The following is a 14,678-nucleotide window of genomic DNA, read 5'->3' on the forward strand; positions in this document are numbered from 1 at the left end:
GCTGCGCTTGCGGCCCTTGAAGTGGAGCTGGCAGCAGATCCATTGCTTCGATGCCCAGCGCCGCGCGGTCAACCGTCGCGCATCGTCATGGAGACGCCCGCCGCGATTGCCCATGAACAGGCCACGGGCGGAATGGGCGACAAGATCGCCGTATGGCGTAACGCGGTTGGCAAGCGGCATGGAGGCTTATAACGCGGAGCCGCACCGCGCGCTGCAATGTCAGGCGCGCTGCCAGACCGGCGGCTTGCGGATCAGCAGCGGGCCGTAGCTCGCAGCGAAGCCGGCGAAGGCCAAGACCCACAGCGTCCCCGAGCCGTGAAGAAGGCCGATGCTGCCGGTCAGCGCCGCCGCGATCCGCATCACGGCGGCGGCGAACAGGAACAGATAAATCGCCTGCGTCACCGGCGTTGCGGCAAGCGGCTGTTTGGTGTGGCCGAGACTGGCCCGCGTCATCACCGCCATGGTCATCATGCCGATTGCGCCTGCGGTCCAGGCGTGAATGCCGGCGCTGGCAGGCACAATGTCCGGCCACAGGATCGCCGCGCCGGTCAGAAGGAAGCCCGCGGGCACGAAGGCGTAGGCGACATGCAGCACCAGCACGAGGCGGTCGCGCAAGGTGCGGTCGCCGGCCCAGCGCATCAGACGGATGATGTGCATCAGGCCCGCTGCGACGAGGAGAGCGCCGCTCCAGATCGCGGCCGGCATCACCACCCAGGACAGAAGCGCAACCGCCGACACCACAAGCGTCACCAGGTCATAGCGGCCGAACGGCACCGGCAACCGGCCGGGATTTTCGCGCACCAGCCAGTTATTGGTGAAGCTCGGAATGATCCGTCCGCCAATGAGGCTGATCAGCAGGATCACCGCTGCGATGCCAAGGCGCGTGCCGTAATTGGCGGCGCCAGAGTGAATGGTTTCCGCATGAAAGGCGGCGTTGCCGAGCGCCAGCACGGCGACGACGATCAGAACGCGCAGGTTTCGCCAGTTCTTGCCGGCGATGACCTCCCGCGCCGCAACGGCAAGAAGAACAAGGAGAAAGGCCGTGTCGATCACCGCCGCGACCGGCAAGCCGATCCTGGCGGTCGCCAGCATGGCGAAGCGTCCCGCCACCCACAGCGCAAACAACGCGGCGAGCGAAGCGCCGCAGACCGGCAGCCGGCCGGTCCAGTTCGGGATCGCGGTCAGGAGGAAACCTGCGACGATCGCCGGCACATAGCCGTACAGCATTTCATGGATATGCCAGTCGAGCGGCGCGATCGCCGACGGCCATTGCCAGGTGCCAGTATGCATCGGCAACCACATCAGGATCGCCGCCGCGGCCCATATGGCCCCGCCGAGAAAGAACGGGCGGAAGCCGTAGGAAAACAGCGCCGGGCCGGCATAGCTGCGCCGGCGTTCGAGGGCGGCAGGCATCGGCATGGTCATGATCTAACGCTACGCCACAATCGGCGCGGGCGGTTGATGCAGATCATACGCCCCAAAGCAAATCGTCCCCGCCAAGGCGGGGACGATGTGAGCTTTAAGCCTGCGGCTGCGGCGCGACGTCGCCGGTCGGCGGCTCGGGCCGCGGGCGGGTCTTGCCGGCCGGCGGCACCGCGGAGGCGCGCGGCTGCGACGGCTCGGTCAGCCCCTCGCGCACCGGCGGCTTGCCGTCGAGCAGATCCTTGATCTCCTCGCCGGACAGCGTCTCGTATTCGAGGAGACCCTTCGCCAGCGTCTCGAGATCGGCGCGCTTTTCGGTGAGGATCTTGCGCGCTTCGGCGAGGCCCTCTTCCACCAGACGCCGCACTTCCGTGTCGATCTTCTTGGCGGTCTCTTCCGAGATATTCTGCGTGCGCGACACCGAATGGCCGAGGAACACCTCTTCCTGGTTCTCGCCATAGGCGACGGTGCCAAGCTCGGGCGAGAAGCCCCAGCGCGTCACCATCATGCGGGCAAGACGGGTCGCCTGTTCGATGTCGCTCTGCGCACCGGAGGTGACTTTGTCGTGACCGAAGATCATCTCTTCGGCGATACGGCCGCCCATCATGATCGCAAGCCGCGAGGTCATCTGCTCGTAGCTCATCGACAGCTTGTCGCGCTCTGGCAATTGCATGACCATGCCGAGCGCGCGTCCGCGCGGGATGATGGTTGCCTTGTGCACCGGATCGGTCGCCTTGACGTTGAGCGCGACGATGGCGTGGCCGCCCTCGTGATAGGCGGTGAGCAGCTTCTCCTCCTCGGTCATCACGAGCGACTTGCGCTCGGCGCCCATCATCACCTTGTCCTTGGCGTCCTCGAATTCGTGCTGCGTGACCATGCGCTTGTTGCGCCGGGCCGCCATCAGCGCCGCTTCGTTGACGAGGTTCATCAGGTCGGCGCCGGAGAAGCCGGGCGTGCCGCGCGCGATGGTCTTCAGGTTCACGTCGGGCGCGAGCGGCACCTTGCGCACATGCACCTTGAGGATCTGCTCGCGGCCGACCACGTCCGGGTTCGGCACGATGACCTGACGGTCGAAGCGGCCGGGACGCAGCAGCGCCGGGTCGAGAACGTCCGGACGGTTGGTGGCGGCGATCAGGATGATGCCTTCGTTCGCCTCGAAGCCGTCCATCTCGACGAGCAGCTGGTTCAGCGTCTGCTCGCGCTCGTCATTGCCGCCGCCGAGACCGGCGCCGCGATGACGGCCGACCGCATCGATTTCGTCGATGAAGATGATGCACGGCGCATTCTTCTTGGCCTGCTCGAACATGTCGCGCACGCGGCTCGCGCCGACGCCGACGAACATTTCGACGAAGTCCGAACCCGAGATGGTGAAGAACGGCACATTGGCTTCGCCCGCGACAGCGCGCGCGATCAGCGTCTTGCCGGTGCCGGGAGGGCCGACGAGCAGCACGCCGCGCGGAATGCGGCCGCCGAGCCGCTGGAATTTGGAGGGGTCGCGCAGGAATTCGACGATCTCCTGCAGATCCTGCTTGGCTTCGTCGACGCCCGCAACGTCTTCAAACGTCACACGACCATGCGCTTCGGTCAAAAGCTTGGCTCTGCTCTTGCCGAAGCCCATCGCCTTGCCGGCGCCGCCCTGCATCTGGCGCGACAGGAAAATCCACACGCCGAACAGCGCGATGAAGGGCAGCCATGTAACGAGCAGTTGCACAAACCACGGCACCTGCTCCTGCGGCGAGCGTGCGGTGATGGTGACGCCCTTGCCATAGAGGCGCTGCACCAGCGTCGGATCGTTGGGAGCATAGGTGCTGAAGGGCTTGAGGTCGGTGAAGGTGCCGTGGATCTCCTGGCCCTGGATCACGACATCACGCACGCGGCCGGCATCGACTTCGGTCAGCAGCTGCGAGAAGGAGATGTCCTGCGAGGCCTGGCGCTGGGGCGAGCCCTGGAACAGTGTGAACAGCGCGAGCACCAACAGGACGATAATCACCCACAGGGCAAAATTCCGAAGATTTGCGTTCATCACGTGTCCTTGTTGAAGCGCTCCGGCCCGTTCAGCCTGAACTCAATGGGCGGCTCGCACTCGGAAAGGCGGGAAGAGGTCAAAGCGCCCCCCGTCGCGCCAATGTATGTCTGCCGCCCCCCGGTGCCAAGGGAACGGACACGAGAAGCCGCCCGGCATCCCCGACCAGGGCTGCCGGGAATCGACCGGGCTCGCTGGCCTGCATCCTAGCGCCTTCCCGCTTCGTCAGAAGTTCCAGTCTTTCGCGTGGTTAAGGCCGGAATACGGCTGCCACCGGGCTTCTGGACGCGGGTGCGGCGCGGCGGGGCCGGTTCGACGGTCAGAGTCTGGCCTGCCGCCGTCACCATGGCGCCGGCCAGCGTTCGACGAAAGGCGACCCTTGGCGATGTCTGGGTCAGGCTTTCGAACAGCGTTTCGAGCTTGCCCAGTTCCACGGGGCCCTCGCTGCCGACCCGCGCAACGGTCTGGCCGAGCAGCCGCAGCGCAATCTCGGCGGGCAACCGCAGGAAGCGGCCCCGATCGAAGACAATCCGGTCGCGCCGGCCGCCCCTGTCCTCAAAGTTTACAGCCACGGCGTCGGCGGCGGCCTCAACGGCGCGCTGCAACGCCTCCTCCACGCGCTGCAGCCGCCGGGCTAGCGTCGCAAGGCGTTCCGCCGTCAATCCTTCGGCCGCCAGGGCCGGCATGATGCCGCGCAGGCGCGGCCGCATATAGCGGGGATCGCGATTGCTCGGGTCGTCGGCGAACGCGATCCCGGCCTTGCGCAGGGTCGCTACAAGGCGCGCCTTGGGGACGGTGAGCAGCGGACGCACGAGCCGCAGCGCCGGATCGCCCGGAAAGGGTGCAAAGTCCGTCATGCCCTGCAGACCCGATGGACCGCTGCCGCGCATCAGACGAAACAGCACGGTTTCCGCCTGGTCGTCCTGCGTATGCGCCGTCGCGACAAGGCGTGCGCCTGCCCGCTTCGCCGCGTCTGCAATCAGCCGGTAGCGCGCATTGCGGGCGGCCTCCTGGATGCCTGTCTTCGGCTTGACGCCGCGCCAGTGCAACGTGCGATGCGCAATGCCGAGACTTGCGGCGAAGCGCTTCACCTGTTGCGCCTCGCGCCGCGATTCCGGCCGCAGACCATGATCGACCGTCACGGCAAACAGCGCAGGCCCCTGCTTTCGCGCCGCGCGCCAGCGGGAGACGAGCCAGAGGAGAGCCGTGGAGTCCGGACCGCCGGACACTGCGATCACGATGGCGGGCTGATCCGCGAGTGGCGCGAACAGGCGGCGCGCTTGCGCACTCGAAACCGGCTGCGCGTCAGCAGCCGGCACGCTTCTGTTCCCGCTCGACCGCCTGCTTCACGGCGACCGACGAACGCGGATATTTGCGAACAACTTCAGCGAAGGAAGCGCAGGCCATTTCCTTCTGCCGGATCGCCGCGAGCGACTGGCCAAGCCGCAGCAAGGCGTCCGGCGCGCGCGCCGCGGTTTCGTATTTCGTGGTGACGACAAGATAGGCTTCGGCGGCGTCCTGATATTGCCGGCGGTTGAACAGGCTCTCGCCAAGAAAATAATTCGCATCGGCGGCCAATCGATCGGACGGGAAGCGCTGCAGCAATTCGCGGAAGGTCTGCTCGGCACCGGCGAAGTCGCGTTGCCGGATCTGTCCGATGCCGAGATCGTAATATTCCTTCGCGGAATTGCCGGCCGGCTGCACCGCGGCAACGCCGGTGCCGCTCATCTGCCGCTGCGGCGGAGGCGGCAGAGCGATGCCGCGCTGCGACGGGTCGAGGTCGATGGGCGCGCCGGGCGCATCGTTTTCGCTGAGCGGCGGCGCGGATGGCTGACCGGGCGGAAGCGCACCCAGCGGACGCGGTGCTCCGGGCGCGGCCGGATTGGCATTCGGATCGAAGGCATCGCCCCGCCGCCCGCCAGGAGCCGGAACGGCAGCGACATTCGGAGTGTGCGCGTAACGCGGGTCGACCGCAGGCGCACGCGGATCGACGCCATAGCGCGCATCGGGATAACGCGGATCGGCGCCCTGATCCATCGGCGGCAGGTCCGCCTCGCTGCGCCGGCCTGGCATCGGCTGTTGCTGGATCTGAGGCTGCGGCTGCTGCACCGGCGGACGCTGCGGCTGCGCGACGCGCGCAGGATCGGACACTGCACCGCCGGCGCGCAATTGCTGTTCGAGCTGCTGGTTGCGGAACTGCAATTGCTCGATCTGTCCGGTGAGCTGACGCACCTGATTTTCGAGCGCTTCAAGCCGCAGCACGAGATCGGACGCCGACATCTGCGCGGCCGCCGGCATGGCGCCCGCGAGCGAGAACGAAAACACGAGAACAAGCCAATGCGGCTTCAGGCGCATGAGACAAACTCTACAACGGGGGGAGATTTTCCTGCTTCCCAGCATAGCCGCCGGCGCGTCGAAATTATGACTAATTCCTTTCACCTTCCGTTAACCAGCGATCATGCTGCGGGCTTTGCCTCCACCTTCGGCTTCTTGCGCGATGCCAGCCATTCCTCGAAGCGCTGCACCATCACGAACATCGACGGCACGAACAACACCGCAAAGCATGTCGAGGCGATCATGCCGGTGAACACGGTGAGACCGATCGACTTGCGTGCGCTGGCGCCGGCGCCGGTCGCCATCACCAGCGGGACCATGGCGATGATGAAGGCGAAGGATGTCATCAGGATCGCGCGGAAGCGGGCCTGAGCGCCGTCGATTGCGGATTCCAGGATGGACTTGCCCGCCATCCGGTGTTCGCGCGCGACCTCGACGATCAGGATCGCGTTCTTGGCCGCAAGCGCGATCAGCAGCACGAGACCGATCTGGGTGTACAGATTGTTGTCGACCTTCAGGCCCTTGAGCGCAAGCACCGGGCCCACCAGCGCCAGCGGCACCGACAGGATGATCGATACCGGGGCGTACCAGCTCTCATATTGCCCGGCGAGCACGAGATAGACGAGCAGCATGGCGAGCGCGAAGACGATGTACATCTGGCTGCCGACCGCTTTTTCCTGATACGACATCGCCGTCCATTCGAAGCCGGCGCCGCGCGGCAGCGTGCGTTCGGCGATCTGCTCCATCAGCGAAATCGCCTCGCCCGAGGAGAAGCCCTGCGCCGGCAGGCCGATCACGGTCGCGGCCGGATAGAGATTGTACAGGGTGATCAGCGAGGGACCGACGGTCGGAGTGATTTTCACCAGCGTACCGATCGGCACCATGTCGCCCTTGGTGCTGCGCACCGAAAGCTGATTGATGTCTTCGGGCTTCACGCGGAATTGCGAATCCGCCTGCACATAGACCTGGAAGGTGCGCCCGAATTTATTGAATTGCGCGACATAGCTCGAACCGAGATAGCTCGCGATCGACTGGAAGATCTGGTCCACCGGCACGAACAGCGTTTGCGCCTTCACGCGGTCCACCTCGACGAGCAACTGTGGGACGTCGGCGCGAAACGACGTCTGCACCCGCTGCAACCCGCTCTGCGTTCGCGCGTTGCTCACGATCTGATTGGTGATGGCCTGCAGCTTGCTGAAGTCATACGAGCCGTCGCGCAACTGCACCATCATGGTGAAGCCGCCCGCGTTGCCGATGCCCTGAATGGGCGGCGGCGGGAATACGCTGACCTTCGCCTCCATGATCTGATCGAATTCGGCCGACAGCTTGGTGAAGAGCGGCAGCAACTGCTCGCTCTTGCCGCGATCGTCCCAGTCCTTGAGAATGATGTAGACGACGCCGGAATTGGCGAGCGTCGCGTTGTTGTCGAGCGCGGAGACGCCGGCGATGGTGAGCGTCGAATCCACGCCCGGCGTCTTACGTGCGATCTCGGCGGCGCGTTGCAGCACCGCATTGGTGCGCTCGAGCGAGGCGCCGTCGGGCAATTGCACCGTCGCCAGCAGATAGCCCTGATCCTCGATCGGCAGGAATCCGGTCGGAATGCGCGACAGCCCGTAGCCAGCGGCGCCGACGACGAGCAGCGCGACCGCAAACGCAATTCCGGCGCGGCGCACCAACGCCCCGATCAGCCGCACATAGCCGCGCTCTGCCGCCTGATAGACCCGGTTGAAGGCCCTGTAGGCCACATTGCGCTGTTCCTCCGGCACCACGGGCCGCAGCCACAACGCGCATTGCGTCGGCTTGAGCGTTGCCGCGTTGATGGCGCTGAGCAAGGCGGTGGCGGCAATCACCAGCGCGAATTGCGCGTACATTTGCCCGGTGAGACCGGGCAGGAAGGCGGCCGGGATGAACACCGACATCAGCACCAGCGTGATGCCGATGATCGGGCCGAACAGCTGGTTCATCGCCGTGATCGCGGCGTCGTGGCCATTCATCCCTCGCTCGATATTGTGCGCGGCGCCCTCCACCACGACGATCGCGTCGTCAACCACAATGCCGATCGCGAGCACGATGGCGAACAGCGTCGACAGGTTCACGGTGAAGCCGAGCGCCCACATCGCGGCGAACGCGCCGATGATGGTGACCGGGACCGTCGTCGCCGGCACCAGCGTCGCGCGCCAATCCTGCAGGAAGATCAGGATCACGATCAGCACCAGCACCGCCGCTTCGATCAGCGTGTGATAGACCTCGTTGATCGAGGCGTTCACGAATTTCGTGGTGTCGAACGGGATCTGATAGGCGACGCCGCTCGGGAATGCGCGCGCCAGTTCGGCCATCTTGTCGGCGACGAGCTTCTTGACCTGAAGCGCATTGGCGCCCGGCGTCTGGAAAATGCCGAGCGCCGCCGCCGGCTGGCCGTCCTGCGTGAAGATCTGGCTGTAGGTCTGCGCGCCCAGTTCGACGCGCCCGATATCCCTCACCCGGATGAGCTGGCCGCCGGCACCATCGCCCGTCTTGACCACGACATTCTCATATTGCTCGACCTCGCTGAGGCGGCCCATGATGTCGACGGTGTACTGGAAGTTCTGCCCGGCGGGGACCGGCGGGATGCCGATCTGTCCGGCGGTGACCTGCTGGTTCTGCGACCGCAATGCAGAGATGACATCCTGCGGCGTCAGTCCGAACGCATAGAGCTTGTTCGGGTCCATCCACACGCGCATCGAATACTGGCCGGCACCGAACACCGTGACGTTGCCGACGCCGTCGATGCGCGCCAGTTCGTCGCGCAGACTGATGGTGCCGTAATTGGCGAGGAACAGGCTGTCGCGGCTCTTGTCCGGCGATGTCAGCGTCACGAATGCCAGCACCGAGGTGGATTTCTTCTGCACCGTGACGCCCTGCGCCTGCACCGCGTCGGGCAATTGCGACAATGCGCTCGAGACGCGGTTCTGAACCAGGATCTGCGCGAGGTTCAGATCGGTGCCGATCTTGAACGTGACGATGAGGTTGTAGGTGCCGTCGGCCGCGCTCGTGGACTGCATGTACAGCATGTCCTCGACGCCATTGACCTGCTGCTCGATCGGCAGCGCCACCGTATCGACGACGACGCGCGCGCTCGCGCCCGGATACATCGTGGTCACCTGCACGGTGGGCGGGGTGACATTGGGATATTGCGCGACGGGCAGATTGATCAGCGCCACGAGACCAACCACGATCATCAGGATCGCGATGACATTGGCGAGGACGGGACGCTCGATGAAGAATTTTGAGATCAACGCAGCGGCCCCCGATCAGGTCTGCGACGGAGCTTTGAGCGTTTCCAGCTTCGGATCGACCTTCTGACCCGGCACCGCCCGCAACACACCGTCGACGATGACGCGATCGTCAGACTTCAGCCCGTTGAGGATGACGCGCATGGTGCCGACGACCTGGCCGGCCTCGATCTTGCGCTGCTCGACAACGTTGTCGGCGTTGAGAACGAGGACATAGCGGCCGCCCTGATCCGCGCCGATCGCAACGTCGGGCACGAGAAGGCGTTCTTGCCCCGGACCCGGCACGCGAACCCGCACGAAATAGCCGGGCAGCAGCGCCGCATTCGGATTGGGCAGGATGCCGCGTACCGCGAGCGTACCGGTGCCCGGCGTCACCGTCGGGGCAGCATAATCAAGATGACCCGAATACGGATAGCCGGTGTCGGTCTGCAGGCCGACCTCGACCGGAATGTTGCTCACGTCGTTCGTGGTCTGGCCCATCTTGGCGCGCTCGGCACGGATGCGCTGGACGTCCTGCTCGCTGACGTTGAAGTTCACCCAGATCGGATCGACCTGAACGATGGTCGCGAGCTTGGTCGGCGTATTGTTGGCGCCGACATATTCCCCGACCGAGACAAGACGCGCGCTGACGACGCCGTCGAACGGCGCGGAGACCTCGGTGTAACCGTAATTGATCTTGGCGACCTCGGCATTGGCCTCCTGCGCTTCGAGATTGGCCTTGTCGCTGTCGCGCTGCGCAAGCGCCTTGTCGTAATTCGCCTGCGTCGACACCTGCCGCTTGACGAGGTCAGCCTGCCGTTCGAATTCGGCCTGCGAATTGGCAAGCTGCGCCTTGGCGCCGTCGACGGCAGCAATGGCCTGATCCAGTTTCGCCTTGTAGGGCTCGGGCTCGATCTGGAACAGGGGCGTACCCTTCTTCACGAACGCGCCGTCGGTGTACTGGATCGCGGTGACGAAGCCCGGAATGCGCGCGACCAGATCGACAGAGTTCACGGCCGCCAGCGTGCCGGTCTCCTCAAGATAGCCGATGACATTCGTGCGCACCGGATTGGCGACAATCACCTGCGGCGGCGGCGGCGGCACATATTTGTTGGACTCCTCGCAACCGGCGACAAGCGCGGCGGCGGCGATGCCGAGGAATGGGATGAGTCGGGATCGTGCAGACATGATGGTTAGAATTCCGCGCCACCGGAGGTTTGGCAAGCATCAACTGACTGAAATCGGCGTGTCCAAGGGCACCGCCAACTCGTATCCCTCAAAGCAAAACCGGCGGCCTGCCGGACGCCGGTTTGCAGAGATAGCGTGATCCTGGGATTACGAGCTCGCGTTCAGAACGGTCACCGCGCGACGATTCTGCGACCAGCATGAAATGTCGTCGCAGACTGCGACCGGCCGCTCCTTGCCATAGGAGATCGTACGCATGCGCTGCGGGTTGACGCCGCGCGAGGACAGATATTCGCGCACCGTCTGCGCGCGCCGTGCGCCGAGCGCGATGTTGTATTCGCGGGTACCGCGTTCGTCGGCGTGACCCTCGATGGTGAAGGTGTATTGCGTATAGCGGTTCAGCCACTGCGCCTGGTTGTCGAGCGTGGCGCGCGCCTGCGGAGTGAGGGTCGACTGATCGGATTCGAAGAACACGCGATCGCCGACATTGACCACGAAGTCCTGCTGGCTGCCCGGTGTGGCAGCTCCAGCCGCCCCGACCTGATCGCCCGGCTTGTTGGCGCACGCGGACACGGCCAGCGCGGCCGCCAACACAAGCGTCAGCCCCATCACGCGCACCAATCCATGCAGGTCAAAACGACGCAGGGATTGTCTCACAGCAATCATCCCGGTGACTCCATTCACTCCGTACCGGAAAGCTCTAAGGCCGGATCGTTAAGCGAACCTTCCGTCAACCTTGACTGCACCTTACAAAGCGCCCCGAATTGCGGCGGATCGCCGCAAACCATTGTTAATGGTTAGCACGCGCTTAATGGGCAAAATGCGGCGAATCGAGTCCCAAAATTCAGGCAGTGGACAATCGCGCGGCACGCACCGGCACCGGTCGCGCCGCGCGCCATCATGACAGAAGCGGCGACCAGGCCGGATCCGAGGCGAAGCTCGGCGTCGGGATGCGCTGTTCGTTCCGGCCGGTGATGTCCACCGAATAAAGCGAAGGGCCGCCCTGCCCGCCGCCTTCGCGGAAGAACATGATCACCCGCCCGTTGGGCGCGAATGTCGGTCCCTCGTTGTGGAACCCTTCGGTCAGGATGCGTTCGCCGGAGCCGTCGGTGCGCATGATGCCGATCGCGAAGCGGCCGCCGCCCTGCTTGGTGAAGGCGATGGTGTCGCCGCGCGGCGACCAGACCGGGGTCGAGTAAGACCCCTCGCCGAAACTGATGCGCTGCGCCTGACCGCCCGTGGACGGCATCACGTAAATCTGCTGCGAGCCGCCGCGATCGGATTCGAAGCAGATCTGCGAGCCGTCCGGCGAATAGGACGGCGCGGTGTCGATCGCCGGCGATTGCGTCAGCCGCGTCGTGGCGCGCGAGCGCAAATCCATCACGAACAGATTCGAGTTCGAGCCCTGTTGCAGGCTCATGATCACGCGCTGACCATCCGGCGAGAAGCGCGGCGAGAAGGTCATGCCCGGGAAGTTGCCGACGATTTCGCGCTGGTTGGTATCGATGTTGAGCAGATAGACGCGCGGATCGCCCTGCCCGAACGACATGTAGGTGATTTCCTGGGTCGACGGCGAGAAGCGCGGCGTCAGCACCAGATCCTCGCCGCGGGTGAGGTAGCGCACATTGGCGCCGTCCTGATCCATCAGCGCGAGACGCTTGACGCGGCGGTCCTTGGGCCCGCTTTCGTCGACGAACACGATGCGGGTGTCGAAATAGCCCTCGTCACCGGTCAGCCGCTTGTAGATTGCATCGGAGATGATGTGCGCGATGCGCCGCCAGTTTTCCGGCGTCGTGGTGTATTGCTGGCCGGCCTGTTGCACGCCGCCGAATACGTCATAGAGGCGAAAGCGGGCATGCAGACGCCCGTCACCCTGCCGCACAACCTGTCCGGCGACCAGCGCCTGCGCCTTGATCGCGCGCCAATCCGCATAATTCGGCGGCACGTCGACGCCTTTCAGCCGCTCGATGAAGGCGGCCGGATCGATCGGCGCGAACAGCCCGGAGCGCCGCAGATTGTTGGTGATGATCGCCGACACGTTGCGCGCGGTTTCGGCATCCGACGCGCTGCCGCCGAAGAAGTCGGGAATTGCAATCGGCATCGGCTGGAAATTGCCTTCGGTGATCTGCAGGCGCACCTGCGCGCGAAGGTCGGGCACGCCGAGGGTCGCGGCACCGAGCGCGCCGGCGCCCAGCGCGAGCGCATGGCGACGCGTAATCCCCAGAGGAGGAAGCGGTTTCTTCTCAATCATGATCGCTCAAAGTCCAAACATGGTGCGTTCGTCGAAATCGATGTCGATCTCGCGCCAGACGTCGTAGGTTTCGCGCCGGAGCATGTTGAAGGGCTGGCTGACCATCACGGCGCGCACGGCGCTGTCGCGGAACGCCTCGAAGGCCGCTCCGCTGCCGCGCGTCAAGACCTGCGGCGGCCCGGCCAGACGCCCGTCCGGATTAAGCCGGATCACCATCCGGATCACGATCTTCTCCGCGGCCGGCGGCACCGACCAGTTCTGTCGCAGCCGCGCGCGCAGGGCATCGAGTTCGTTCTGTGACAGCGTCGCCGCGCTGCCGGACGGCACGCCGAGCGAAGCGGTGCGGTTGATCGTGTCGCCTGTTGCCGCCTGACGCGTCGGATCGCGCTTGTCGAGGAGGGCTGCGATCCGCTGCGGATTGAATTCGGGCTGCTTTTTCGGCGCCGGCTTTTTCGGCGGGGTCGGAACTGCCTTCTGCGCCTGCTTCGGTTCTTCTTTCTTCTTCGCGTCGTCCTTCTTCAGGGCTTCGGCGATCGGATCGGTTTTCGGCTCAGGCTTCGGCTCGGGCTTGGCCTCCGCCTTTTCGGCGGGCTTGGGCGGCTCCGGTTTCGGCTCGGGCTTGGCTTCGGTCTTCTCGACCGGCTTCGGCGGCGTCTGCTCGTTCTTGGTCGCGTTGATTTCTTTTTTCTCGGTGACCTTGGCGGTGTGGTCCTCGACCAGCTTCTTCTCGCCTTGCTTCTCGACGAGCGGCTTCGGCGCTTCCTGGGCTTTCGCGGTCTTCGAGCCCGCCGTGAGCTGGCTGAATTCGGTCGGCGAGATGATGTCCACGGGTAGCGAGTCCGATGGCATCGACTCCAGAGGCGAGGTCGTGAACGTCAGCAGCGCCCAGAGCAGCGCCGTTGCATGCACAACACTCGATATGGCGAGCCCCGTTCTCATCGCTTCGCGATTCAGGTCCCCTGCTCGACCTCGGTGACGAGCGCAACACGGCGGAAGCCCGCCGCCGACAGCCGGCCCATCACCCGCATCACTGTACCGTAGTTTACGTTCTTGTCGCCACGCACATAGATCCGCTCATCGGCACCACCGCGGGCGTCGGTGATCGCCTTCAGCTTGGGAACGAGTTCCTCGACCTTGATCTCCGAATTCATCAGATAGACTTCACCCTTGGTGTTGACCGTCACCGTGAGGGGTTCCTTGTCCTGGTCGAGGCTCTTGGCCTGGGTCTGCGGCAAATCGATCTGCACGCCGACGGTGAGCAGCGGGGCCGACACCATGAAGATGATCAGCAGCACGAGCATGACGTCGACCATCGGGGTGACGTTGATCTCGGCCATGACCGGCTTGCGGGTATGGCGCCGTCGGCCGCCGCCCTGCACGCCCGCTCCGCCGCCATTGCCCATCGCCATCGGTCAGGCCCCGCGCTCGTCGATCTGACGCGACAATATGGCGGAGAACTCGTCGGCGAAGCCCTCCAGCCGGTGCGCCTGCTTGTTCACCTCGGCCACGAACTTGTTATAGAAAATCGTCGCGGGAATGGCGGCAACAAGGCCGATTGCGGTGGCAAACAGCGCTTCGGCGATACCGGGCGCGACCACCGCGAGCGAAGTGTTCTTCGAAGCCGCGATCGACTGGAAGCTGTTCATGATGCCCCAGACGGTCCCGAACAGGCCGACGAAGGGCCCGGCCGAGCCGACCGTCGCGAGCACCAGAAGCCGCCGCTCCAGGCGGTCAATCTCGCGGGTGATGGTCACGTCCATCACCTTGTCGATGCGCTGCTGCAGGCCTGCGAACGAGCGGGCATGCCCTTCGAAACTGCGCTTCCACTCGCGCATCGCCGCAACGAACAATGCTGCCATCGAATGCGTCGGCTTGGCGGACAGGGAGCGATAAAGCTCCTCCAGCGACTGACCGGACCAGAAGGCCTGCTCGAAGCGGTCCATGGCACGCTTGGTGCGCGAGAACAGCAGGAACTTGTCGATCGCGATCGCCCAGACCCAGATCGAGCAGGCGAGCAGCCCGATCATGACGGCCTTCACGACCCAATGCGCCTGCAGGAACAGACCGAGGATGGATAAATCGGCGGTGACCGGCAAAGCCGACTGCGCCACGTCGGCTGGGTTCATGGATTATCACTCCGGTTCGCGTGCAATCACGTTCGGCGGCCCAACTAAAGTCCGCTCCACGCCGGACCAAACCGGATGATCCGGAC

11 protein-coding genes and 1 pseudogene are annotated in these 14,678 nt (G+C 64.9%); all 12 read right to left on the reverse strand.

Annotated elements, in window-relative coordinates; genetic code table 11:
- Positions 1-180 (reverse strand): annotated as a pseudogene (locus VN004_RS11190) (hypothetical protein); the annotation flags it as partial.
- 39 nt (positions 181-219) lie between these two features.
- Positions 220-1,425 carry an NnrS family protein gene (locus VN004_RS11195; RefSeq protein ID WP_325609943.1) on the reverse strand — a complete coding sequence of 402 codons (1,206 nt, stop codon included), beginning with the start codon at positions 1,423-1,425 and terminating at the stop codon, positions 220-222.
- 94 nt (positions 1,426-1,519) lie between these two features.
- On the reverse strand, positions 1,520-3,445 hold the full coding sequence (ftsH, locus tag VN004_RS11200; protein WP_325609945.1) for an ATP-dependent zinc metalloprotease FtsH: 1,926 nt from the start codon (positions 3,443-3,445) through the stop codon (positions 1,520-1,522).
- Between the two features lie 206 nt (positions 3,446-3,651).
- A complete protein-coding gene (tilS, locus tag VN004_RS11205) occupies positions 3,652-4,764 on the reverse strand; it encodes a tRNA lysidine(34) synthetase TilS (protein WP_325609947.1) in 1,113 nt (370 codons plus the stop codon).
- Complete coding sequence (gene ybgF, locus VN004_RS11210; RefSeq protein ID WP_325609949.1) at positions 4,751-5,800, reverse strand: tol-pal system protein YbgF; 1,050 nt, start codon at positions 5,798-5,800, stop codon at positions 4,751-4,753. The genes tilS and ybgF overlap by 14 nt, the downstream gene beginning before the upstream one ends.
- A 101-nt stretch (positions 5,801-5,901) precedes the next feature.
- A complete protein-coding gene (locus tag VN004_RS11215) occupies positions 5,902-9,054 on the reverse strand; it encodes an efflux RND transporter permease subunit (RefSeq protein ID WP_325609952.1) in 3,153 nt (1,050 codons plus the stop codon).
- Between the two features lie 15 nt (positions 9,055-9,069).
- Positions 9,070-10,218 carry an efflux RND transporter periplasmic adaptor subunit gene (locus VN004_RS11220; protein ID WP_325609954.1) on the reverse strand — a complete coding sequence of 383 codons (1,149 nt, stop codon included), beginning with the start codon at positions 10,216-10,218 and terminating at the stop codon, positions 9,070-9,072.
- Positions 10,219-10,365: 147 nt separating this feature from the next.
- Positions 10,366-10,824, reverse strand: a complete 459-nt coding sequence (pal, locus tag VN004_RS11225; protein WP_325610012.1) for a peptidoglycan-associated lipoprotein Pal — start codon at positions 10,822-10,824, stop codon at positions 10,366-10,368.
- A 289-nt stretch (positions 10,825-11,113) separates the two neighbouring features.
- On the reverse strand, positions 11,114-12,466 hold the full coding sequence (tolB, locus tag VN004_RS11230; RefSeq protein ID WP_325609956.1) for a Tol-Pal system beta propeller repeat protein TolB: 1,353 nt from the start codon (positions 12,464-12,466) through the stop codon (positions 11,114-11,116).
- 6 nt (positions 12,467-12,472) lie between these two features.
- Entirely contained in the window at positions 12,473-13,405 is a 933-nt protein-coding gene (locus VN004_RS11235) for a protein TolA (protein WP_325609959.1), read from the reverse strand.
- An 11-nt stretch (positions 13,406-13,416) separates the two neighbouring features.
- Entirely contained in the window at positions 13,417-13,875 is a 459-nt protein-coding gene (gene tolR / locus VN004_RS11240) for a protein TolR (RefSeq protein WP_325609961.1), read from the reverse strand.
- A 3-nt stretch (positions 13,876-13,878) separates the two neighbouring features.
- Positions 13,879-14,592 (reverse strand): protein TolQ, encoded by a 714-nt coding sequence (gene tolQ, locus VN004_RS11245; RefSeq protein WP_325609963.1) that lies wholly within the window; start codon positions 14,590-14,592, stop codon positions 13,879-13,881.
- Between the last annotated feature and the right edge of the window lie 86 nt (positions 14,593-14,678).

Source organism: Pseudorhodoplanes sp., from assembly GCF_035565855.1.
Classification (GTDB): Bacteria; Pseudomonadota; Alphaproteobacteria; order Rhizobiales; family Xanthobacteraceae; genus Pseudorhodoplanes.